The following is a 22,659-nucleotide window of genomic DNA, read 5'->3' on the forward strand; positions in this document are numbered from 1 at the left end:
CATGTTCAATTCACGCTGGTGGCGTGAGCCGCAGATTCGCCGCGGCGCCCTGGTGACCCTGGCCATTGTCCTCCTGGCGCTGCTCGGGCCGTGGCTGGCGCCCCATGCGCCCACCGACATGGTCGGCGGGGTGTACGGCGCGCCGGCAACGGATGCGCCGCTGGGCCACGATTTTCTCGGCCATGACGTGCTGTCGCGGTTGCTCAACGGCGGCCTGTCGATTTTGTGGATGTCGCTGGCAGCCGCGGCGATTGCCTTGATTGTCGGCACCGTACTGGGGCTGCTGGCCGGCCTGTCGCGCCAGCGCCTGGATCAGGCGATCACTTGGCTCGCGGATGTCTGGCTGGCGTTTCCCGACCTGATCCTGGTGCTGTTGATCGTCTCGATGCTCGGCCGCGCGCCGTGGCTGATCGTGCTCACCGTGGCCATTGCCTTTACCCCCGGGGTGATCCGCCTGGCCCGGGGTAGCGCGGTAGCGGTGGCCAGCCAGGAGTTCGTCGAGGCGGCGCAGATGATGGGCTTTTCGCGCACGCGCATCCTTGTGCGCGAGATCCTGCCCAACGTGCTCACGCCGTTGCTGGTGCACTTTGGCAACATGCTCACCTGGGGCATCGGCATGCTCTCGGGCCTCAGTTACCTGGGGTACGGCGTGGCGCCGCCGGCTGCCGACTGGGGCCTGATGATCAATGAAAACCAGGCTGGCCTGCTGGTTCAGCCCTGGGCGGTATTGGCCCCGGCGCTGCTGATCGGGGTGTTCGCCTACGGCACCAACATCTTCGCCGAAGGCATTGCCCGGCACAGCGCGGGAGAGCGCCGATGAATTCCTATGCGCCATCGCGGGTCAAGCCCGCTCCCACAGTGGCACGAGCGGGCTTGACCCGCGAAAAGCCGGCCCTGCGGGTGCAAAAACTGCGGGTTGAACTCAACACAAGCGCCGACATCATCGACCATATCAACTTCAGCCTGGCCCCCGGTGAAATCCTCGGCCTGGTCGGTGAGTCCGGCTCGGGCAAGACCACCCTGGCCACCGCCTTGCTGGCCCACGCCCGGCGCGGTGCACGGATTGCCACCGGGCAGATCGTGGTCGCCGACGTCAGCCTCCTTGAGCTGCGCGGCGAAGCCCTGCGCCAGGCCCGTGGCGGGCTGATCGGCTACGTCGCCCAGGACCCGGCGCAAGCCCTCAACCCGGCGCTGCGCATCGGCCGCTTGTTGCTGGAAACCCTGCACGCCCATGAACCGCAGCTGGCAAAGGAGGCGCAGCAACAACGCCTGCAGCAAACCCTGAGCGATGTCGGCCTGCCGGGCGACGCCGAGTTCTTGCGGCGCTTCCCTCATCAATTGTCTGGCGGCCAGCAGCAGCGGGTGATGCTCGCCCTGGCGTTCGTGTTGCGCCCGCGGCTGATCGTCCTCGACGAGCCGACCACGGCGCTGGACGTCAGCACCCAGGCGCACATCCTGCAAACCCTGCGCCGGCTGTGCAAGGAGCAGGGCGTGGCGGCAGTGTACGTGTCCCACGACCTGGCGGTGATCAAGGACCTGGTCGACCGGGTGATGGTCATGTACGCCGGGCGCATCGTCGAAGTCGCCAGCCGCGAACGGCTGTTCGCCCGCCCCAGCCACCCTTATACCCTGGGCTTGCTGGCGGCGATTCCAGACGTTGCCCGCCAGCATTCGCTGCAAGCAATTCCCGGGCATGCCCCGGCGCCGGGCCAGCGTGCCCATGGCTGTGCGTTTGCACCGCGCTGCCCACGGCGAACGGCTGCCTGCGAACAGGCCGAGCCGGGCTTGCAAACCCTCGAGGCGCAGCAACAGGTCGCTTGCCTGCATCCGCAGCTTGAGACACCGGCACCGATCGCGGCGCTGCAGGTGCGGGCGATTCGCGCCGATCAGGCACCGTTGCTGGCGATCAGTAATCTGAACCTCAGCTACGACCGCCAGGTGCTGTTCGACCTGGCCCTCGAGGTACAGGCAGGCGAATGCCTGGCGGTGGTCGGTGAGTCCGGCTCGGGCAAGACCAGCCTGGCCCGCACCCTGGCAGGCCTTGGCGACAACGCCAGCGGTGAGCTGCGTTTCGACGGCCAGCCGCTGAGCCTGCTGGCCCGGCAGCGGCCCAGCGCCAGTCGTCATCGCATCCAGTACATTTTCCAGAACCCGTACCGGGCATTGAACCCCCGGCAGACCGTGGCCCAGTGCCTGCAGGCGCCGCTGGAGCACTTCTTCAAGCTCAAGGGCCAGGCCTGCCGGGCGCGTATCGCGGCGGCGCTGCAGCGGGTGGCCTTGCCGGTTTCGGTGGCCGACAAGTATCCCCATCACCTCTCCGGTGGCGAGCGCCAGCGGGTGGCGATTGCCCGCGCGCTGGTGTGCGAGCCGAGTGTGCTGATCTGCGATGAAGTGACCTCGGCGCTGGATGTTTCGGTGCAGGCGGCGATTCTGGCGTTGCTCAAGCAACTGCAAGGCGAGGGCATGACCCTGGTGTTCGTCACCCACGACCTGGGGGTGGTGCGGGCGATTGCCGATCGGGTGGTGGTGATCCAGCAGGGGCGCATCGTTGAGCAGGGCCCGGTGGATCAGGTGCTGGACCGGCCGGCAGACCGCTACACGCAGAGCCTGCTGGCCCATACGCCACGCCTGGCGGCGGTCTAGCGGCTGCGCCAGGGCGCGCCGTGGGCAAAGCGCGCCTCGATCCACTGCTTGAAGGCGAGGGTCGCGGCGCTGTTGTAGCGGGCGCCGGGGCGTACCAGGTAAATGCCGGCGTCGGCATCCAGCTGCCAGTCGGGCAGCACCCGCAGCAGGCGGCCGCTGTCGAGGTCGTGCTGCATCAGCCAGTCGCCGCCGGCAAGGATGCCAACCCCGGCCCGGGCGGCGGCCAGCAGCGCTTCGTTGTCGTTGCTGAGCAGCGAGCCGCGCACTTTAACCGTGTGTTGCTGGCCCAGACCGGCCAGGCGCCACTCCGGGTACGAACGCAGGCCGGTAAAACCCAGGCAGTTATGCCCGGCGAGGTCGGCCGGGGTTTGCGGCTGACCGTGCTGTTGCAGGTAGGCTGGCGCTGCGCAGAGGATACGCCGGTGCTCACAGAGCTTGCGCGCCACCAGGCGGCTGTCGGCCAGCTCGCCAATGCGGATCGCCGCATCGAAGCCTTCGGCGACGATATCGACAAAACGTTCGGCGTATTCGGTCTCAAGCTGCACCTGGGGAAACGCCAGGGCAAACTCGGCAAGCATCGGGCTCAGCCACAGCCGGCCCATGGACGAGGGCAGGGCGATGCGCAGGCGCCCGCGCACCTGGGTCGCACCTTCGGCGGCTTCGCGCTCGGCCTCGCTGATCAGGCTGGCGGCCTGGCGCAGGCGCTCGACCAGGCGTGCGCCTTCGTCGGTGAAGCGCAACTGGCGGGTGGTGCGCTCGACCAGGCGAATGCCCAAGCGCTGTTCCAGGGCCCCCAGGCGTTTGGACAGCACCGACGGGTGGCGCTGCAGCGTGCGCCCGGCAGCGGCAAACGAGCCGTGCTCGAACAGCGCCAGGAGGGTGGCAAGCTCATCGGCCTGGCGACTGTCGAACGGGTCCATCGCGGTTACCTCGGTAGGTCAGGGCGTGAGGATGATTGCGCCCTGTGAGCGTCCTTGTTGCAGGTCGTCATGGGCCAGTGCGGCGTCGGCCAGGGCATAACGCTGCCAGATCTGCGCGCGAATGATACCTGCCGCCAGCGCTGCCAGCACCTCCCCGGCGCGCTGCTGGTACTCGCCAGCGCTTGCCGTGTGCGCCGCCAGCGACGGCCGGGTGATGAACAACGAGCCCTTGGCATTGAGGGTGCTCAGCTCGATGGCTGGCGGCGCTCCCGAGGCCATGCCGCAGGACACCAGCAAGCCGCGCGGGCGCAGGCTGTCCAGTGAGGCCTCGAACGACAGCCGGCCAATCGGGTCGTAGACCACGTCGAGTTTGCGCCCTTGAGTGATATCCAGCACCTGCGCAGCGAGGGTCGCGGCGTCGAACACCAGCACCTGGTCACAGCCGGCGGCACGGGCGCGGGCGACACTTTCCGGCTTGGAGACCACGCCAATCACAAATGCGCCCAGGTGCTTGGCCCAGGGCACCAGCAATTGCCCCAGGGCCCCGGCGGCGCCGTAGATCATCAGCCGCGTGCCGGGCCCGACCGGGTACGTGCTGTGCAGCAGGTAATGGGCGGTGATGCCCTTGAACAGCACGGCGGCGGCCTGTTCCAGGCCAAGATCATCGGGCAGTTTCACCAGCCGCTCGGCGGGGTACAGCCGGGCGCTGGCATAGGCGCCCAAGGGGCCGGTGGCGTAGCCGACGCGCTCGCCGACAGCCAAGCCGCTGACGCCGGCGCCGATTGCCGCTACCGTTCCGGCGCCCTCAAGGCCCAGCCCGCAGGGCAGGGCGATGGGCACATCGCCCTTGCGCTGGCTGACGTCCAGCGGGTTGACGCCGATCGCCGCCTGTTCAAGCCAGACCTCGCCGGGGCCGGGGGCTTGCGCGGTGCTTTGTACGAGCTGCAGGACGGCGGGGGCGCCGGTTTGCGTAAGGCGGATTTGCATGACCATGGGGCGGGCTCCTCGAGCACAGTGTGAGTGTGGTCGAGGGTATTGATCGGGTCATGGCGCAGCAATCTGGTTGATTGCAGATCATTCCTGCACCTCAGGCATGGGTTTTCACCCTATCGCACCACACCGTTGTAGGCATGGTCTGATGCCCGGGTTTAAACACGCGGCAAGCACACAGCGCTAAACCGGTGCATGCCGGCTGTTTAAACAAACCCCTCCAGCGCGCCATCTTGGCCCGCTATGTGCTTTGCCTCAGCTATCGATTACTGATCGATTGGTCAAACCTGCAAGTCGCTGGATTCGCTTGAGCGCGTAGGTTGTTTCTTGCAAATGCGTCTGTCGCCGAGTTGGGGCAGCGTTTACTGGAACCTGAGGCATGTCGCTCCCCGCAACCCCCGACCTGGACACCGTAGATGCCGGCTGGCGCGCCGAGCTGCGGCTGCGTTTCGTTCGGGGCGAGAGCAAGACCTGTATTGGTGCGCGGCGCCATTTCGGTCCTCTTTTGGTGCAGCGGCCGTTTTATCCCGAAGGCGCACCGTGCCACGTCTACGTGCTGCACCCACCGGGTGGCGTGGTCGGCGGCGACAAACTGCTGCTCGATGTGCACCTGGAGCCCGGCAGCCATGCGCTGCTGACCATGCCCGGGGCGACCAAATTCTACCGCAGCGGCGGCCCGACCTCGATCCTCCAGCAGCATTTTTACCTGGCCGAAAACAGCACGCTCGAATGGCTGCCCCAGGGCAACATCTGTTTTGCCGGCGCCCGCGTGCGTCTGGAAAACCGCTTTACCCTGGCGCCCGGCGCGCGCCTGCTGGCCTGGGAAACCCTGTGCCTGGGCCGCCCGGTGATGGCCGAGACCTTCAGTCACGGCGCCGTCGACAGTCGCCTGCACATCGAGCTGGCCGACGACCCGGGCCTGCACGAGCGCCTGCGCATCGACGGCGGGCAGCTCGACAAAGTCGCCGGCTTGCCGCTGCAAGCAACCTTTTGCGCCTATCCGGCCAGCAGCGAACTGCTTGAACAGAGCCGCGCCTTGCTTGAAGACCTGGGCGCCCCGGCCGGCGCGACCCTGCTTGGCCCGTTGCTGGTGGTACGCCTGCTCGATCACGACAACCAACGCCTGCAACTTACCCTGCAGCGGCTCTGGCACGCCTTGCGACCCGTCGTGGTCGGCCTGGCGCCATGCCCGCCGCGGATCTGGGCCACCTGAGAGAACGCCATGGAGCTGACCCCGCGAGAGAAAGACAAACTGCTGCTGTTCACCGCCGCACTGCTGGCCGAACGGCGCCTGGCCCGTGGCCTGCAGCTCAACTACCCGGAGGCGGTGGCCTTGATCAGCGCCACGGTGATGGAAGGCGCCCGCGACGGGCGCACCGTTGCCGAGCTGATGAACCTCGGCCGCGAGGTGCTGCGCCGTGACCAGGTGATGGCCGGGGTCAGCGAGATGATCGCCGATGTGCAGGTGGAAGCGACCTTTCCCGACGGCACCAAGCTGGTCACCGTCCATGACCCGATCGTCTAGGAGCGCAGGATGATTCCCGGAGAAATACAGGTTGCCGACGGCGACATCGAACTCAATGCCGGCCTTGAGGCAATCAGCGTCACCGTCGCCAACCACGGCGACCGGCCGGTGCAGGTCGGCTCGCACTATCACTTTTTCGAGGTCAACAACGCCCTGGTGTTCGAGCGCGAGCCGACCCGAGGTTACCGCCTGGACATCGCCGCTGGCACCGCCGTGCGTTTCGAACCGGGCCAGGCGCGGACCGTCCCGCTGGTGCCGTACCGCGGCAAGCGCGAGGTCTACGGCTTTCAGGGCAAGGTCATGGGCAAGCTGGAGAATCAGGCATGAGCCGCATATCGCGCAGGGCCTATGCCGACATGTTCGGCCCGACGTTGGGCGATCGCGTACGCCTGGCCGACACTGAGCTGTGGGTCGAGGTCGAGAAGGACTTCACGATCTATGGCGAGGAGGTCAAGTTCGGCGGCGGCAAGGTCATCCGCGACGGCATGGGCCAGGGCCAGATGCTTGCCGCGCAGGCGCTGGACCTGGTGCTGACCAACGCGCTGATCATCGACCACTGGGGCATCGTCAAGGCCGACATCGGCATCAAGGACGGGCGCATCGTCGGTGTCGGCAAGGCTGGCAACCCCGATGTGCAACCGGGAGTGACCTTGCCAGTCGGGCCGGGCACCGAAGTCATCGCCGCCGAAGGCAAGATCGTCACCGCTGGCGGCATCGACTCGCACATCCACTTCATCTGCCCGCAGCAGGTCGAAGAGGCGCTGACCTCGGGCATTACCACCTTCATTGGCGGCGGCACCGGGCCTGCCACCGGCACCAATGCCACCACCTGCACCTCCGGGCCCTGGTACCTGGCGCGCATGCTCCAGGCCGCCGACCAGTTGCCGATCAATATCGGCCTGCTGGGCAAAGGCAACGCCTCGCGGCCCGAAGCCTTGCGCGAGCAGATCGAAGCCGGCGCCGTGGGCCTCAAGCTGCACGAAGACTGGGGTTCGACCCCGGCAGCCATCGACTGCTGCCTGGGCGTGGCTGAAGAGCACGACGTGCAGGTGGCGATCCATACCGACACCCTCAACGAGTCGGGCTGTATCGAGGACACTCTGGCGGCGATTGGCGATCGCACCATCCATACCTTCCACACCGAAGGCGCCGGCGGTGGCCATGCGCCGGACATCATCCGCGCGGCGGCCTTTGCCAATGTGCTGCCGTCCTCGACCAACCCGACCTTGCCCTACACCCAGAACACTGTCGACGAGCACCTGGACATGCTCATGGTCTGCCATCACCTGGACCCGAGCATTGCCGAGGACGTGGCGTTTGCCGAGTCGCGTATCCGCCGCGAGACGATTGCCGCCGAAGACATCCTCCATGACCTGGGCGCGTTCTCGATGACTTCGTCCGACTCCCAGGCCATGGGCCGGGTCGGCGAAGTGGTGCTGCGCACCTGGCAGGTGGCGCACCAGATGAAACTACGCCGTGGCCCCTTGGCGCCGGATACCGCGCGCAGCGACAACTTCCGGGTCAAGCGCTACATCGCCAAGTACACCATCAACCCGGCGCTGACCCATGGCATCGCCCACGAAGTGGGTTCGGTGGAGGCCGGCAAACTCGCCGACCTGGTGCTCTGGGCGCCGGCGTTCTTCGGCGTCAAGCCTGCGCTGGTGATCAAGGGCGGGATGATCGCCATGGCGCCGATGGGTGATATCAACGGCTCGATCCCGACCCCGCAACCGGTGCACTACCGGCCGATGTTCGGCGCCCTCGGTGCCGCGCGCCACGCCACGCGCATGACCTTCCTGTCGCAGGCGGCGATTGCGCGTGGCGTGCACCGGCAACTGGGGCTGCACAGCCTGATCGGCGAGGCCCGGGGCTGTCGCACAGTGCGCAAGGGCGACATGGTCCATAACGGCCTGTTGCCGATGATCGAGGTCGACTCGCAAACCTACGAGGTGCGCGCCGACGGTGAACTGCTGGTGTGCGAACCGGCCACGGTGTTGCCGATGGCCCAGCGTTATTTTCTGTTTTAAGGAGCGAAGATGATCCTGTTGACCCGTCGCCTGAGCGACGCCGCCACGGTAAGCGGCACCGTCACCCTCACTGTCGATACGCGGATCAAGAGCCGCGTGCGCGTCACCCTCGACGATGGCCGCGAGGCCGGCCTGATGCTCGAACGCGGGCAGTTGCTGCGCGGTGGCGAGCTGCTTGGCGAAGCGCAGGGCGGCGAGGTGATTCGCGTGCTGGCGGCGGCCGAGCAGGTGTCCAGCGTGCGCTGCGCCGATCCACTGTTGCTGACCCGCGCCGCCTATCACCTGGGCAACCGCCATGTGCCGCTGCAGATCGAGGCCGGCCTGCTGCGCTATCAGCACGACCATGTGCTGGATGAAATGGTCCGTGGCCTGGGCCTTGACGTAACGGTCGAGCAAGCACCGTTCGAGCCCGAAGCCGGGGCCTACCAGAGTGCCCCGCACAGCCATGCCCACAGTGACCACCTGTTCGTTCGCGTCGCTCACCACTGATTGTCGATAAGGAGATTGTCCCATGAAAAAACTCGTCACCCTCGCGTTGCTGCTGGTTGCGCTTCCGGCCTTTGCCCACCCCGGCCATGATGCCAATCCGCTGCAGGATGGTTTGCTGCACCCGCTGACCGGCCTCGATCACTTGCTCATGCTGCTTGGCACCGGGGTGCTCGCGGCGCTGACCGGGCGTACCCTGGCGCTACCGTTGCTGACCCTCGGGGCGATGTTCGGCGGGGCGCTGATGGGCCATGTGTTCGGCGGTGTGATCGGCATGGAGCAGATGATCATCGGCTCGCTGCTGGTGGCCGCTGCCGCGCTGCTGCTGCCCAGCCGCCAGGTGCTGCTGGCCCTGGCCATGCCGCTGTTTGCCCTGTTCCACGGCTGGGCCCACGGCGTTGAAGCCAGCCCGGGTGCGTTCTGGGTGTTCAGCGCAGGTTTCGTCACGGTCAGTGGCCTGTTGCTGCTGGCAGGCTTTGCCGGGGGTTGCCTGCTGCGTCGGCACACCGGCCTGCAGAAAGTCTTCGGTGGCGGCTTGCTGGCCGGTGCCGCGCTGGTGCTGGCCGGCTGATGAGCAGCAAGCTGAAGCTGCTGCGCCTGTTGCAGCTGGCAAGCCCGAGCCTGCCGGTAGGCGGCTTTACCTACTCGCAAGGCCTGGAGTGGGCGGTGGAGGCCGGCTGGGTGCAGGGCGCCGATGGTTTTCGCGCCTGGCAACGCCAGCAGATCGAAGACACCCTGTGCCACCTCGACTGGCCGCTGCTGGCGCGCTTGTACCAGGCTTGCCTGGCGGATGACGCCGAAGCCTTCGCGCGCTGGAGCCGGTTTTTGCTGGCCAACCGCGAAACCGCCGAACTGCGCCTGGAAGAACGCCAGCGCGGCAAGGCCCTGACCCGTTTGCTCGACGGCTGGCAACTGGGCCAGGCACCCCAATGGCGCAGTTCGCTTGAGCTCAGCCAACTCGGCGGCATGGCCTGGCTGGGCGTGCACTGGGATATCCCCTTGGCTGACCTGGCCCTGGCTCACGGCTATGCCTGGCTCGAAGGCGCGGTGATGGCCGGGGTCAAGCTGGTGCCGTTCGGCCAGCAAGCAGCGCAGACCCTGTTGCGTGACCTGAGCGAAACCTTGCCCGCTGCGCTGGTAACTGCCCTGGCCCTGGACGATGACCAGCTTGGCGGCGGCCTGCCGTTGCTGGCGATTGCCTCGGCGCGCCACGAAACCCAATACACCCGATTGTTCCGCTCCTGAGGAAAGCCCCATGCAAAGTTATCAGCAACCCCTGCGCGTTGGTGTCGGCGGCCCGGTCGGTTCCGGCAAGACCGCGCTGCTTGAAGCGCTGTGCAAGGCCATGCGCGACCACTATGAAATCGCCGTGGTAACCAACGACATCTACACCAAGGAAGACCAGCGCATCCTCACCGAGGCCGGCGCCCTGGCCCCCGAGCGCATCGTCGGAGTGGAAACCGGCGGCTGCCCGCACACCGCGATCCGCGAAGATGCCTCGATGAACCTGGCGGCGGTGGAAGAGCTGGCGCGCACGTTCGGCAACCTCGAAGTGATCTTCGTCGAGAGCGGCGGCGACAACCTCAGCGCCACCTTCAGCCCAGAGCTGGCCGACCTCACTGTGTACGTGATCGATGTTGCCGAAGGCGAGAAGATCCCGCGCAAGGGCGGGCCGGGGATCACCAAGTCGGATTTCCTGGTGATCAACAAGATCGACCTGGCGCCTTATGTCGGCGCTTCGCTGGAGGTGATGGAAAAGGACACCTGGCGCATGCGTCCGGAACGACCCTGGGCCTTCACTAACCTCAAGACCGGGCAGGGGTTGCAGCGGGTGATTGATTTCATTGTCGAGCGGGGGATGTTGAAAGTGTCGGTGTAGCCAAAAGCATCGCGGGGCCGCGCAATCCTGTGGGAGCAACTGTCTTGATCAGGCTGTTTGCACTCGCCAAGGGGTATTGTCCCGCAGCATTGCATTCAGCCTGACGATCAGCACCCGCATACAGGCTACGAGGGCGACTTTGGCGCACTTGCCACGCTCCCGAAGTGCTTCGTAGCGTGCTTTAAATTCCGTGTTGTGACGGATGATGATCCAGCTCGACATGTACAGGACTCGCCTTACATGCGCCCGGCCACCCCATATCTGGCGGTGCCCTTGATGGCTACCGCTATCGTTGTTGTAAGGCGCTACGCCCACTAGCGCGGCGATCTGACGGCGGTCCAATTGCCCCAGCTCTGGCAGTGAGGCGAGCAGATTTGCGGCGGTTACCCGACCAATTCCGCTCACCGCCAACAACTGACGCGCCCTGGTGTCGTCCAGTTGCACCATCGCCTGGTCAATTTCTTCGTCAAGGCGTTTGATCAGCACTTTCAGCTGCTCTATGTGCTCATCAAAGTGAGCCATCACCATTGCCGAGCGGCATTGCAGGCGGCGCCGTTTGTAGTCATCACGGCTCTGCACAAATTGGGCGCGCTGCTTCACCAACTCGCGCAGCTCTTCGCGTTCCGGGCTGATTAGTTGGTCTTGAGGAGCGCTGAGGTGTGCAGCGAAGTCCGCAAGGACCTCGGCGTCGATCTTATCGGTTTTGGCTTTTTTACCCATCGCCTCGGCGAATTTCCGGGCACGGGCTGGGTTGATGCAGATGGTTTCGAAACCGGCCGAGCGCAATGCAATCAGCACGTCTTTCTCGTAGCCGCCGGTCGCTTCAATCAACACTCTGCTGATCTTGAAGTCCTTCAGTCGCCCGATCAGCACATCAAAGCCTGGGCGCTCATTGATTACTTCGAAGCGGATTTTCTGAGGTTTGATGCAGATTTCCAACGTGGCTTTGGCAGTGTCGATTCCAACAGAAGACAACATGGCTGAACCCTCTTACACTCAGTTGTGAGAGCGCTCTGGCTTGGCCCACGCTTGTGATTCGAGAGGCGCTCAATCAACTGTTCGGGCTCGGGCCAGAGTGGAGAGGTGAATGGCAGCTTTGCTCCCACACGTGCTTTAAGCACTACCGGCGTACAGCTTGCCATTCACCGCTCTCACTTCTGATTCTATTCCAACCTCAAGACACAAGCGGCGGTGCGACGCCTCGACTTGCCCCGCGATCAATCTATCTGCGCCCGACAAAAGGCAACAACATCCCGACCTTGCGCTGATACTGCCGATACTGCTCGCCAAACAACTGCACCAGGTCCTTCTCCTCCAGCAGTGTGCCCATCAGGATGTACAAGGTACTCACCCCGGCAAACAGCAAGTGGCCAACCGTCATCTGCGGCGTCGCCCAGAAGCTCATGACAAAGCCCAGGTACAACGGGTGGCGCACCAGCCGGTACAGCCAGGGGGTCTTGAAGGCGCTGGCTTTGCCGGGGTGTGGGCGAAAGGCGTCGAACGCCTGCTTGAGGCCGAACAGTTCGAAGTGGCTGAGCAGGAAGGTAGCCAGCACCACGATGATCCAGCCCAGCCAGTAGAGCGCCTCGATCAGCCCGCGGGCCGGTTGCGCCTGGACATCCCACAGGGTCAGGGGAATCGGCTGCCAGAGCACGAACAGCAGGCTCAGCGCCAGGCTGCTGAATAGCACATAGGTGGCCCGCTCGATGGGCGCCGGTACCCATTGCAGCCAGAACTGCTTGAAGCCCTTGCGCGCCATGCCGCTGTGCTGCAGGGCGAACAGGCTGATCAGCAGCACATTGATCGGCACCGCGAAGTACCAGGCGGTCGGCGGGCCGGAGTTGATGTCCTTGGGAACTTCCGGGGGGCCAATAAAGCCCACGAAGTACGCCAGCACCAGCATGGAGAACAGGTAACAGACCAGGCTATAGAGCAAGCCGAGGCATTTGCGCAGCAGGGGGATCTCGTCCATGAGGGGCTCCTTTGAGTCAGCACCTGAACGTCCTGCTCAGGTGGGGTGCAACGGCTGAACCCTTAACCCTAGACCAGTACAACGGCTGCCAGACCCGGTGGGGCAATCAGCCGCAGCTCAACTTTGCCCGGCGAGCCTGCTAGAGTCGCGCCCCTTAACCAATCAGTCCGGTGCAGGAGGCAGCTTTGATGATGTGCAGTCAGTGCGGTAACGACCACGGCGATGAACTAGGCGAACTTGCGTTTCGGCGCCCGGATGCGCTGTTCGCGCTTGCCGCCGAGGAACGCCAGAGCAAGGTCAGGGAAAGCAACGACTGGTGCGTGATTGCCGGCGAGCGGTTTTTTTTGCGGGCGCTGTTGCCGCTGGCCGTGGCGCAAATCAACGACAGCTACTGCATCGGTATCTGGGTCGAACTGCAGCCGACGGATTTCGAGCGCGTCTGTGAGCTCTGGCGCGATGAGCACCAGGCCGCCGAGCCGCCTTTTGCCGTGCGCCTGGCCAACAGTATTCCGACCCTGGCAGAAACCCTGGGGCTTGAAGGCCGGTTGCAGTTGAGCGGCCCGACTTCGCGCCCCAGCGTGACCCTGGCCGCCAGCAGCCACCCATTGGCGGTGGAGCAGGCCAAGGGCATTTCCCTGCACCGCGTCCACGAGTACAGCCAGGTGTTTGCCTGACAGGCTCAGGCCTTGAGCGTGGCCATGTCGATGACGAAGCGGTACTTCACATCGCCGGCGATCATGCGGCTGAAGGCTTCGTTGATGTTACCGATATCGAGCATCTCGATGTCGCAGCTGATGCCGTGCTCGGCGCAGAACTCCAGCACTTCCTGGGTTTCGGCGATGCCGCCGATCAGCGAGCCGGCCAGCACCCGGCGCTTCATTACCAGGTTGGCGGCGTGCAGCGCCGGGTCGACCGGCTCGATCAGGCCGACGAGAATGTGTACGCCGTCGAACTTCAAGGTCTGCAGGTAGGGGTTGAGGTCGTGCTGGACCGGAATGGTGTCGAGAAGAAAATCGAAACGCTCGGCCGCGGCGCGCATCTGCGCCTCATCGGTGGACACGATCACGTGGTCAGCCCCCTGGCGCCTGGCTTCTTCGGCCTTGGCCGGCGAGCGGGTGAAGAGGGTGACTTCAGCGCCCATGGCCTTGGCGAATTTGATGCCCATATGGCCCAGGCCGCCCATGCCGAGAATGCCCACGCGGTCACCGGGCTTGACCCCGTAATGCTTGAGCGGTGAGTAGGTGGTGATGCCGGCGCAGAGGATCGGCGCCGCGCTGGGCAAGTCCAGGCCTTGTGGAATGCGCACGACAAAGTGCTCGCTGACGACGATGCTGCTGGAGTAACCGCCCATGGTGTTGCTGCCGTCGACCCGGTCGGGGGTGGCGTAGGTCATGGTCGGGCCTTGCAGGCAGTATTGCTCCAGGTCCGCCTGGCAGGCTTCGCAGTGGCGGCAGGAGTCGACCATGCAGCCCACGCCCACCAGGTCACCGACCTGATAGCGGCTGACCTTGGCGCCGACGGCGGTGACCTTGCCGACGATCTCGTGGCCGGGCATCAGCGGATACACGGCGATGCCCCACTCGTTGCGGGCCTGGTGGATGTCGGAGTGGCACACGCCACAGTAGAGGATCTCGATCGCCACATCGTCGGCGCGCGGGCTGCGGCGCTGGAAGGTCATGGGCGCCAGGGGCGTGGTGGCGGACTGGGCGGCGTAACCGATGGCTGTGTACATAGGGCCTCAATAAACGGTGATCGGTGAAGGCTGCGCATTCTGCGCATCCAGCGTCGGCTCGCCTATCGCCATTCCTCCGCCAGTCATGCCTAAAACTCCGTACTTGGTCGCCGGGTGCTGGCGCCTGGCCGCGAAGCTGCGATCATGTCAGTGTCCAATCCTCCGTGCGGTTTTTCATGCAGCTCACTCGCCACTCCGATGCCAACGCCACCCTCTGTACCCTGATCCGCTCCCTGGCGCTGCGCCCGGGTTTTGTCGACACGCCACTTGCCCAGGTGCAGGTGCTGTCGGCCAGTCACTACGTGGCCAGCAGCCCGCAGATTTACGAACCGAGCCTGATGATCCTCGCCCAGGGCAGCAAGCTGGCGCGCCTTGGGCCGCGTACCCTGGAATACGGCGCCGGGCATTACCTGGTGCAGGCGCTGTCGGTGCCGTTCATGTGCGAGACCTTCGCCACCGAGCAGGAGCCGCTGCTGGGGGTGTCGGTGGCCATCGACCGCGGCGTGCTCGGGGAGCTGGTGCAGAGCATGGGCCTGGCGCCAGACCGGGCGATCACGGCGCAAACCCCGGAGTCGATGACCTCGGCGGCGCTGGATGAGGCCATGCGCGACAGCGTCGAGCGTTTGCTGCGCTGCCTGCTCGACCCGCTGGACTGCCAGGTAATGGGCCAGGCGCGGGTGCGGGAGGTGCTGTATGTGGCCTTGCGCGGGCCGCAGGCCGGGGTGTTGCGGGCACTGGTCGAGCAGCAGGGCCACTTTGCCCGCATCGCGGCGGCGCTCAGCTACTTGCGCGAGCACTATGCCGAACCGCTGAGCGTCGAAGCGCTGGCGGCGTGCGCGAACATGAGCGCCTCGACCTTTCACGAGCACTTCAAGCGCAGCACCTTGCTGTCGCCGATGCAGTACCTCAAGCGCCTGCGCTTGCTCAAGGCCCAGCAGATGCTGATCGGCGAGGGCGCAGGGGTGGCCCAGGCGGCGCACCGGGTGGGCTACCAGAGCACCTCGCAGTTCAGCCGCGAGTACAAGCGCCATTTCCAGCGCAGCCCGGGGGAAGAACAGACGTATCTGTGACCCGGCCTGGCTCTCGTCTGCTTACACATTGTGGTTTAAGGTGGGCACCTGCCTCTCATGACAGGGATCGATCATGAAACACCCGCTTTTGCAGCCCCTCGTTGTCGCGCTGTTGCTGGGCGCTGCCGTGCAAGCCCCGGCGGCGTTGCCCAGCGCGCCGTCGTATATCGACGATAGCCTGTATTCCCCGGCTGCCAAGCAGCGCATCCTGCCACCGATGTTCGCCCAGACCCTGGCCAGCACCCGTTACCTGGCCAGGCCGGACAACCCGCTGATCACCCAGGCCGAGGCGAGCGAATTTCGCCAGACCAGCAACTACGACGAAACCCGTGCCTACATGACCCGCCTGGCCGCCGCCTCCGGGGGCAGCATCGTGCTCAACGACCTGCCGGAGAAAAGCGCCGAAGGCCACCCGATGCTGATGGCCATCGCTTCCCTTGAGGTCGACAAGTCGCCGGCCGGGCTCAACGAGTCGGGCAAGCCGACGATTTTCGTCGAAGCCCAGATTCACCCCGGCGAAGCCAATGGCAAGGACGCGATGTTCATGCTCCTGCGCGACATGACCACTGGCGACAAACCGCTGGCTGCGTTACTGGAGAAGGTCAACATCCTTTTCATTCCCACCGTCAATGTCGACGGCGACCTGCGCCGCAGCGCCTACGGGCGCATCAACCAGAACGGTCCGGATGAAACCGGCTGGCGGGTCAACGGCCTGAACTACAACCTCAACCGCGATTTCACCAAGCTCGACAGCGCCGAGATCCGCAACGTCGCCTGGGTGTTCAACACCTACCAGCTGAGCTTTTTTGCCGACACCCATTCCACCGACGGCGCCATGTACCCCTACGACAGCTCCTATTGCCACAACGGCAACGGCTGGTCGCCGGCCAGCAGCGCCTGGATCGACAAGGTCATGCGCGCACCGGTGTACCAGGCGCTGGAGGCCGACGGCCATGTGGTGCATGAATGCATCAGCCTCAACAGCAACCAGGACCCGACCCAGGGTTACTACCCGTACCGCACCGACTACGCGCGCTTTTCCAACCAGTACGGCGACATCCGCAACGTGCCGTCGATCCTCATCGAGCAGCACGCCTTGCACCCGTATCAAACCCAGGTGCTGGGCAACTACGTGATGCTCAAGAGCATGTTCCAGGTGATCGGCGACCAAGCCACGTCGCTTGGCGAAGCCATCCGCCAGGACCGCGAACGCCTCGAAGCCCAGGAGCAGGTGACCCTCACCTGGAAACCGGGCAAGGCCCAGAGCACCGCCTTTACTGTCGGTGACTACCGCTATGAGCAGTCGCCGATCACCGGTGCCAGGACCCTCGTCTGGAGCAACACGCCGAAAAAACTCAGCGTGCCGGTGACGGGCAACACCGAGCCCGACCTGGTGGTCAAACGGCCTAAACAGTATGTGGTGCCGGGCCAGTGGCGCGAGGTGATTGCCCGGCTCAAGGCCCATGGCATCCACATGACCACCCTCGACAAGCCGACGCCGATTGCCGTCACCCTGTATCGCATGGACCAGGTAAAAGTGGCGGGGGGCTTCGAGCCCGATCGCACCCAGGTCAACCAGATCCCGGGCTACGAAGGGCGCTTGCTGGTCAGTGGCGTGGCCAAGCCGCTGGAGCGCTTGCAGACCTTCCCGGCCGGCTCGGTGGTGATCGATACCGACCAGCCGCTGGGCGTGCTGGCGGTCAACCTGCTGTACCCCGAAAGCCCCGACTCGTTCTGGGCCTGGGGCTTTTTCAACGCGACCCTGGTGGCGGCGGAAGAACCTGAGGAATACGTGATGGAGCCGATGGCGCGCAAGATGCTCGCCGAAAGCCCCGAGCTCAAGGCCGAGTTCGACAGCAAGCTCAAGGGTGACAAGGCCTTCGCCGCCAGCCCCAGCGCACGCTTGCACTGGTTCTACCAGCGTACGCCGTTCTATGACGTCAATGCCTTTGTCTATCCGGTGGGGGCGGTGTACTGAACCGGTATCGATCGGTCTGAAAACGGTATTGGTCATACGCAAAAACCGTGATCTATAAAGGCTCTGGTCTTCCCGCCCGAGCCTTTATGCATGAACACCCGCCGTCGTTCACTGATTGCCGCCAGCATGGCCCACGCCGTGCACGACGGCCTCACCGATGTCATCTACGTCTTGCTGCCGCTGTGGCAGGCGCAGTTTGCCCTGAGCTTCGCCCAGGTCGGCCTGCTGCGTGGCGCCTACGCCGGGATGATGGCTGGCCTGCAATTGCTGGCCAGCCGCGCGGCAAAACGCTGGGGCCGTGAGCGTCTGCTGGTCGGCGGCACCGCCCTGGCCGGGCTGGCCTACCTGGTGGCTGGCCAGGCCGGGGGCCTGGGTATGCTGCTGTTCGCCTTGTTGCTGGGCGGCCTCGGTGCCAGTACCCAGCACCCGCTGGCATCGTCGTTGGTCAGCGATAGCCATGAGGCCGGCGGCGAGGTCAAGGAGGCGCTGGCGCACTACAACTTTGCCGGTGATATCGGCAAGATGCTGGTGCCCGCCGGAGTCGGCCTGTTGCTGGTGGTGACCAGCTGGCAAACCAGCGTCACCGTGCTGGGCATCCTTGGCCTTGCGGCCGCTGCGCTGCTCTGGTGGCTGATCGCGCCGCAGCCGTCGGCGGCGCCGGGCGTGGGCAAAGCAGTGACTGCTGTTGGCAGCGACTCCGGCAGCGGCCTGGCCGCCTTGCTGCTCACCGGCACCCTCGACAGTGCGGTACGCATGGGCTTTCTCACCTTTCTGCCGTTTCTGCTGCAAGCCAAGGGCGTAGGCTCCGCCGGTATCGGCCTGGCGCTGATGCTGCTGTTCGTCGGCGGCGCCTTCGGCAAGCTGCTGTGCGGCTACCTGGGCGCACGTATCGGCATGATGAAAACCGTGTGGTGCACCGAGTCGCTCACTGCGCTGCTGATCGTGTCGATGCTGTACCTGCCGCTGACGCCGATGCTGGTGCTGTTGCCGCTGTTGGGCCTGGTGCTCAATGGCACCTCGTCGGTGCTCTACGGCGTGGTGCCGGAGCTGGCGGGGGCGGGCAGGCGCGACCAGGCCTTTGCCCTGTTCTACACCGGCACCATCGGCGGCGGCGCCCTGGCACCGGTGGTGTTTGGCGCTGTTGGTGATAGCGCCGGCATCACCACGGCGGTGATCAGCCTGGCGGCACTCCTGCTGCTGACCCTGCCGCTGTCCTGGTGGGTGGAGCGGCAACTGCATTGCGGCTTGCCTGGCAAATTTGGATCTAACTATAATGAATGAGATTCATTACCAGATAACTTTGCCCAGGCCGCCTCCATGTCCAGCGCTGACCCTTCGCTGCAACTCGCTGTTCACACGCTGTATGAGGCGCATCACCCGTGGCTGTGCGGCTGGCTGCGCAAGCGCCTGGGCTGCCGCGAGCATGCCGCGGACCTCGCCCAGGACACCTTCATCCGCGTCATGACCCAGCGCAAGGCCCCGGAACTGCGTGAGCCACGGGCCTACCTGAGCACCGTCGCGCGCAGCCTGATGATCGACCTGTTCCGCCGCCGCGCACTGGAGCAGGCCTACCTCGAAACCCTCGCCGCACGCCCGGAGCTGCTCGACATCTCGCCGGAAACCCGCGCCCTGGTGATCGAGACGCTGATGGAAATCGACGCCATGCTTGACGGTCTGGGGCGCAAGACCCGCGAGATCTTTCTCATGGCCCAGCTCGACGGCCTGAGCTACGTGGAAATCGCCCGGCGCCAGAACCTCGCGGTCAACACGGTGAAGAAACACGCCGTGCGCGCCCTGACCCATTGCCTGCTGCTGGCCGAGGACTGAGCGGTGAGCGCCCAGCGCCTGGATCGCGCCACCCTCGAAGCGGCTGCCCACTGGTTCGTCGAACTGCGCTGCGAAGCGCCAGACCCGGCTACCCGCCTTGCCCACCAGCAGTGGCTGGCCGGTGATCCGCGCCACCGCCAGGCCTGGGAGCGCTTGCAGCGGGTACAAGGCACCTTTGCTCAGGTCAGTGCTGGCGTTGCCCGGCCGCTGCTGGCCAGCGCCCAGGCCAAGCGCCGCGAAGTGCTCAAGGTGCTGTCGCTGCTGCTGGCCGCGGGCGGGGCAGGGACCCTGGCCTGGCAGACCACGCCGTTGCCGGCCTTGATCGCCGACCAGCGCACCGGCACCGGCGAGCGGCGCAGCCTGCGCCTGCAGGAGGGCAGCCAGTTGCACCTGAACACCGCTACGGCGGTGGATATCCACTACAGCGGGCAGTTGCGCGAACTGCGCCTGCTCAGCGGCGAGATCCTCATCGAAACGGCAAAAGATGCCCTGGCCCGGCCCTTCATCGTGCATACCGGCGAAGGCAGCATTCGCGCGCTGGGCACGCGTTTTATCGTTCGCCGCGACGCCGGGCGCACCCGGGTGAGCGTGCAGGAGCATGCCGTGCAAGTGCGTTGCAGCGCTGATCTGCTCACCCCCGTGCGGGTCGAGGCCGGCCAGCAACTGAGCTTTGAGCGCGCCAGCATCAGCCCGTTGCAGCCCGCCAACCCCGAGGCCGACGCCTGGCTGCGCGACCTGCTGGTGGTGCACGACTGGCGCCTGGACGACTTTATCAACGAATTGCAGCGCTACCGCCCCGGGCACCTGGGGTGCCACCCGGCGGTGGCCGGCCTGAGAATTTCCGGGGCCTTCCAGTTGGCCAACAGCGACCCTATTCTCGCCAACCTGAGCAGCACCTTGCCGGTGCGTATTCGCCAGTTCAGCCGCTACTGGGTCAGGGTCGAAGCGGCCTGAAACGCAGCAGAAAATTATTTTCACAAGGGGGGTGTTGATTCAGATTCTCATTCGACTTGTAGGTAGAGGCGCCTCAGACGCCACCACCACTGCCAACGGGCGAAAGGAAACTGCATGTCCCTTTGTAATCCACACTCCACGCGCAACCTGCGCACACTCACCCCTTTGCGCCGTGCCATTCAGGCCGCGCTGTTCGGCTCGGCCCTGGCAGGCGCCGGCGCCAGCCTGATGGCCGCTGCGCCGGCCTGGGCCGAGACCCGCGTCGAAAGCCAGTTCGACATTCCCGCCGGCTCCCTGGAGTCGGCGCTGACCCGCTTTGCCGCCAGCGCCGGGGTCACCGTGTCGTTCCAGCCGGCCGATACCCGTGGCCTGCAATCGCCAGGTTTGCATGGCCGCTACAGCGTCGAGGCCGGCTTGCGCCAACTGCTGGCCGGCAGCAACCTGCAACTGCTGCGCCAGGACAGCGGTAGCTACTCGCTGCTGCCAGGGGCGGGCGATGACGCCAGCGTGCAGCTGGACGCCACCGCCATCAACGGCAAGGCGGTCGAGTCGGCCTACGGGCCGGTCGATGGTTATGTCGCCACCCGCAGCGCCACCGGCACCAAGACCGACACGCCGATCCTGGAAATCCCCCAGGCGGTCAACGTGGTCACCGCCGCCCAGGTCGAAACCCAGGGCGCGCGCAACCTCACCCAGGCCCTGCGCTACACCCCGGGCCTGAGCGTCAACGGCTTTACCGACCGCAACAACATTGCCGACGAGATCACCAGCCGCGGCTTCGCCCCGACCCCGCTGTACCTGGACGGCGCCTACCTGCCATACGCCGGAAGCCTGGGCGGCGCGCCGCAGATCGACCCCTACACCCTCGAACGCATCGAAGTGCTCAAGGGCCCGTCGTCGGTGCTGTATGGCCAGAACCAGCCGGGCGGTATCGTCAACATGGTCTCCAAGCGCCCGACCCGCGAACAGCGCAACCAGGTCAAGTTCGGCCTGGGCAGCTACAGCCGGGTCAATGGCGCGATTGATCTGAGCGGCCCGATGGATGAAGCCGGGACCCTCAGCTACCGCCTGGTGGGCGTGGCGAAAAAGGGCAACGACCAGCTCGACCACACCAACAGCCAGCGCATGCTGCTGGCGCCGAGCCTGACCTGGGCGCCCAACGAAGACACCGCGCTGACCCTGTATGCCCAGCTGCAGCGCGATGACGGCCTGGCCGATTACCAGGCCTTGCCGAAAATCGGCTCGCTCGACCGCGGCCCCGATGGCCAGCGCATCGACCGCGATGCGTTTCTCGGCGACTCCCATTACAACGACTACCGCCGCGACCAGTTCGTGCTCGGCTACGACTTCAGCCATGCCTTCAGCGACGACTTGAAGTACCGCCAGACCGCGCGCTACATCGACATCCGCGACCGCTACAAGGGCTTCTACCTGCGCGGCTTCGTCAGCGATGCCGACACCGGCGTGCTCGACCAGACCCACGCCACCCGCACCAAGCTCGACTGGCGCCAGCACAACACCGCCTACACCATCGATAACAACCTGGAGTACAGGTTCGCCACCGGCCGCCTGCAGCACACCACCCTGGTGGGCCTCGACTACCGCCGCTTCAACCGCAAGTACACCGGCTACAATGCCTATGGCGTGGCCCCGGTCGACCTGTACAACCCGAGCAACTACCCCACCGACGACGTGGTGCCGCAGCTGACCACCCAATGGGACAACACCATCGGCCAGACCGGCCTGTATGTGCAGGACCAGATCAGGCTCGACCAGTGGATCCTTACCGTCGGCGGGCGTCAGGACTGGGCCAAGGTCGAAAACAAGGACCTGCTGGCGCGGACCATCACCGAGCAGAACGACCAGAAATTCACCGGCCGGGTAGGGCTGACCTACGTCACCGAGTTCGGCCTGGCGCCTTACATCAGCTATTCGCAGTCGTTCCTGCCGACCATCGGCACCAGCGCCCCGCAGCGCGGCGCCAAGGCCTTTGAGCCGACCGAGGGCGAGCAGTATGAAATCGGCGTCAAGTACCAGCCGCTGGACAAGACCCTGATCACCGCCTCGCTGTTCGAGCTGACCCAGAAGAACGTCAAGACCGGCGACAAGCTCTACCCTGAGTACGAAAGCCAGGACGGCGAAGTGCGCTCGCGCGGTGTCGAGCTCGAGCTCAAGACCCGCCTCGACAACCTCGACGTGCTGGCGGCGGCCACCTACATCGACTCGTTCTACACCAAGAGCAACTATGGCGATAAGGGCAACCGTTCCGAGGCGCAAGCGCCGGTGTCGGCTACCCTGTGGGCCGACTACCACTTCACCCAGGCTGCGCTCAACGGCCTGACCGTCGGTGCCGGCGCGCGCTACACCGGGCGCAAGCCGGGGGATTCGGCCAACGCCTTCGACGTGCCGGCGTTCGTCGTTTACGACACCACTATCCGCTACGACCTGGGCAAACTCGACCCAAGCCTGCGCGGGCTGCAGACCAGCCTGAACGTGCAGAACCTGTTTGACCGCGAGTATGTCTCGGACTGCAACTATTCCTTTGGCTGCTACTACGGGCAGGAGCGGGTGGCGTCGCTTGAAATGACTTACGACTGGTGACCTGCACACCCTGTGGGAGTCGGCCTTGCCGGCGATCGAGTGCGCAGCGCTGGTA

General features: G+C 65.4%; 22 protein-coding genes. 17 read left to right on the forward strand and 5 right to left on the reverse strand.

The genetic code is table 11. The annotated features are described in order from the left end of the window. Position 1 precedes the first annotated feature (1 nt). Together LOY37_RS11985 and LOY37_RS11990 are read left to right on the forward strand one after the other, a co-directional pair. Positions 2 to 820, forward strand: a complete 819-nt coding sequence (locus LOY37_RS11985) for an ABC transporter permease (protein ID WP_258716983.1) — start codon at positions 2 to 4, stop codon at positions 818 to 820. After that, positions 817 to 2,643, forward strand: coding sequence for an ABC transporter ATP-binding protein (locus LOY37_RS11990; RefSeq protein ID WP_258716984.1), 1,827 nt, complete (start codon positions 817 to 819; stop codon positions 2,641 to 2,643). The genes LOY37_RS11985 and LOY37_RS11990 overlap by 4 nt, the downstream gene beginning before the upstream one ends. On the opposite strand, the gene LOY37_RS11995 is transcribed toward LOY37_RS11990, so the two are convergent. After that, a complete protein-coding gene (locus LOY37_RS11995; protein WP_258716985.1) occupies positions 2,640 to 3,563 on the reverse strand; it encodes a LysR family transcriptional regulator in 924 nt (307 codons plus the stop codon). The genes LOY37_RS11990 and LOY37_RS11995 overlap by 4 nt on opposite strands. An 18-nt stretch (positions 3,564 to 3,581) precedes the next feature. Then, on the reverse strand, positions 3,582 to 4,556 hold the full coding sequence (locus LOY37_RS12000) for a quinone oxidoreductase (protein ID WP_045198624.1): 975 nt from the start codon (positions 4,554 to 4,556) through the stop codon (positions 3,582 to 3,584). A gap of 376 nt (positions 4,557 to 4,932) precedes the next feature. On the opposite strand from LOY37_RS12000, the gene LOY37_RS12005 reads away from it, so the two are divergent. Genes LOY37_RS12005 through ureG form a run of 8 tightly spaced genes read left to right on the forward strand, consistent with a single transcriptional unit; the run spans position 4,933 to position 10,470 of the window. After that, complete coding sequence (locus LOY37_RS12005) at positions 4,933 to 5,766, forward strand: urease accessory protein UreD (RefSeq protein WP_258716986.1); 834 nt, start codon at positions 4,933 to 4,935, stop codon at positions 5,764 to 5,766. 9 nt (positions 5,767 to 5,775) lie between these two features. After that, positions 5,776 to 6,078 (forward strand): urease subunit gamma, encoded by a 303-nt coding sequence (locus LOY37_RS12010; protein ID WP_093383521.1) that lies wholly within the window; start codon positions 5,776 to 5,778, stop codon positions 6,076 to 6,078. 9 nt (positions 6,079 to 6,087) lie between these two features. Beyond that, positions 6,088 to 6,405 carry an urease subunit beta gene (locus tag LOY37_RS12015; RefSeq protein WP_258610510.1) on the forward strand — a complete coding sequence of 106 codons (318 nt, stop codon included), beginning with the start codon at positions 6,088 to 6,090 and terminating at the stop codon, positions 6,403 to 6,405. Next, a complete protein-coding gene (ureC, locus tag LOY37_RS12020; protein WP_258716987.1) occupies positions 6,402 to 8,105 on the forward strand; it encodes an urease subunit alpha in 1,704 nt (567 codons plus the stop codon). The genes LOY37_RS12015 and ureC overlap by 4 nt, the downstream gene beginning before the upstream one ends. Before the next feature lie 9 nt (positions 8,106 to 8,114). Continuing rightward, positions 8,115 to 8,594 (forward strand): urease accessory protein UreE, encoded by a 480-nt coding sequence (gene ureE, locus LOY37_RS12025; protein WP_258716988.1) that lies wholly within the window; start codon positions 8,115 to 8,117, stop codon positions 8,592 to 8,594. Between the two features lie 22 nt (positions 8,595 to 8,616). After that, complete coding sequence (locus tag LOY37_RS12030; protein WP_093383515.1) at positions 8,617 to 9,162, forward strand: HupE/UreJ family protein; 546 nt, start codon at positions 8,617 to 8,619, stop codon at positions 9,160 to 9,162. Then, positions 9,162 to 9,836, forward strand: a complete 675-nt coding sequence (locus LOY37_RS12035) for an urease accessory protein UreF (protein WP_258716989.1) — start codon at positions 9,162 to 9,164, stop codon at positions 9,834 to 9,836. Before LOY37_RS12030 ends, LOY37_RS12035 begins: the two co-directional genes overlap by 1 nt. A gap of 10 nt (positions 9,837 to 9,846) precedes the next feature. Further along, positions 9,847 to 10,470 (forward strand): urease accessory protein UreG, encoded by a 624-nt coding sequence (gene ureG / locus LOY37_RS12040; protein WP_123566010.1) that lies wholly within the window; start codon positions 9,847 to 9,849, stop codon positions 10,468 to 10,470. Between the two features lie 48 nt (positions 10,471 to 10,518). Here the strand turns inward: ureG and LOY37_RS12045 are convergent, their stop codons facing one another. Both LOY37_RS12045 and mddA read right to left on the reverse strand, forming a co-directional pair. After that, complete coding sequence (locus LOY37_RS12045) at positions 10,519 to 11,448, reverse strand: transposase (protein WP_258715096.1); 930 nt, start codon at positions 11,446 to 11,448, stop codon at positions 10,519 to 10,521. A gap of 244 nt (positions 11,449 to 11,692) precedes the next feature. Continuing rightward, a complete protein-coding gene (gene mddA / locus LOY37_RS12050) occupies positions 11,693 to 12,442 on the reverse strand; it encodes a methanethiol S-methyltransferase (protein WP_258716990.1) in 750 nt (249 codons plus the stop codon). Between the two features lie 188 nt (positions 12,443 to 12,630). On the opposite strand from mddA, the gene LOY37_RS12055 reads away from it, so the two are divergent. Further along, positions 12,631 to 13,116 carry a DUF2199 domain-containing protein gene (locus LOY37_RS12055; RefSeq protein WP_258716991.1) on the forward strand — a complete coding sequence of 162 codons (486 nt, stop codon included), beginning with the start codon at positions 12,631 to 12,633 and terminating at the stop codon, positions 13,114 to 13,116. 5 nt (positions 13,117 to 13,121) lie between these two features. Here LOY37_RS12055 and LOY37_RS12060 read toward each other — a convergent pair whose 3' ends face one another. Further along, positions 13,122 to 14,174, reverse strand: coding sequence for an NAD(P)-dependent alcohol dehydrogenase (locus LOY37_RS12060; RefSeq protein ID WP_045198652.1), 1,053 nt, complete (start codon positions 14,172 to 14,174; stop codon positions 13,122 to 13,124). A gap of 176 nt (positions 14,175 to 14,350) precedes the next feature. Between LOY37_RS12060 and LOY37_RS12065 the strand changes: the two genes are divergently transcribed. From LOY37_RS12065 to LOY37_RS12090, 6 genes are all read left to right on the forward strand, one after another. Then, complete coding sequence (locus LOY37_RS12065; RefSeq protein ID WP_258716992.1) at positions 14,351 to 15,244, forward strand: AraC family transcriptional regulator; 894 nt, start codon at positions 14,351 to 14,353, stop codon at positions 15,242 to 15,244. A gap of 73 nt (positions 15,245 to 15,317) precedes the next feature. Continuing rightward, complete coding sequence (locus LOY37_RS12070; protein ID WP_045198655.1) at positions 15,318 to 17,222, forward strand: M14 family metallopeptidase; 1,905 nt, start codon at positions 15,318 to 15,320, stop codon at positions 17,220 to 17,222. A gap of 90 nt (positions 17,223 to 17,312) precedes the next feature. Continuing rightward, the gene (locus LOY37_RS12075) at positions 17,313 to 18,503 is read left to right on the forward strand and encodes an MFS transporter (RefSeq protein WP_258716993.1); all 1,191 of its coding nucleotides are present in this window, start codon (positions 17,313 to 17,315) and stop codon (positions 18,501 to 18,503) included. A gap of 36 nt (positions 18,504 to 18,539) precedes the next feature. Continuing rightward, on the forward strand, positions 18,540 to 19,049 hold the full coding sequence (locus LOY37_RS12080; protein WP_045198658.1) for a sigma-70 family RNA polymerase sigma factor: 510 nt from the start codon (positions 18,540 to 18,542) through the stop codon (positions 19,047 to 19,049). Between the two features lie 3 nt (positions 19,050 to 19,052). After that, the gene (locus tag LOY37_RS12085) at positions 19,053 to 20,003 is read left to right on the forward strand and encodes a FecR domain-containing protein (protein ID WP_258716994.1); all 951 of its coding nucleotides are present in this window, start codon (positions 19,053 to 19,055) and stop codon (positions 20,001 to 20,003) included. Between the two features lie 114 nt (positions 20,004 to 20,117). Then, the gene (locus LOY37_RS12090) at positions 20,118 to 22,604 is read left to right on the forward strand and encodes a TonB-dependent siderophore receptor (protein WP_258716995.1); all 2,487 of its coding nucleotides are present in this window, start codon (positions 20,118 to 20,120) and stop codon (positions 22,602 to 22,604) included. Positions 22,605 to 22,659: the final 55 nt, after the last annotated feature.

Origin of the sequence: Pseudomonas sp. B21-012, assembly GCF_024749305.1 — a bacterium.
In the GTDB taxonomy this organism is placed as follows: Bacteria; Pseudomonadota; Gammaproteobacteria; order Pseudomonadales; family Pseudomonadaceae; genus Aquipseudomonas.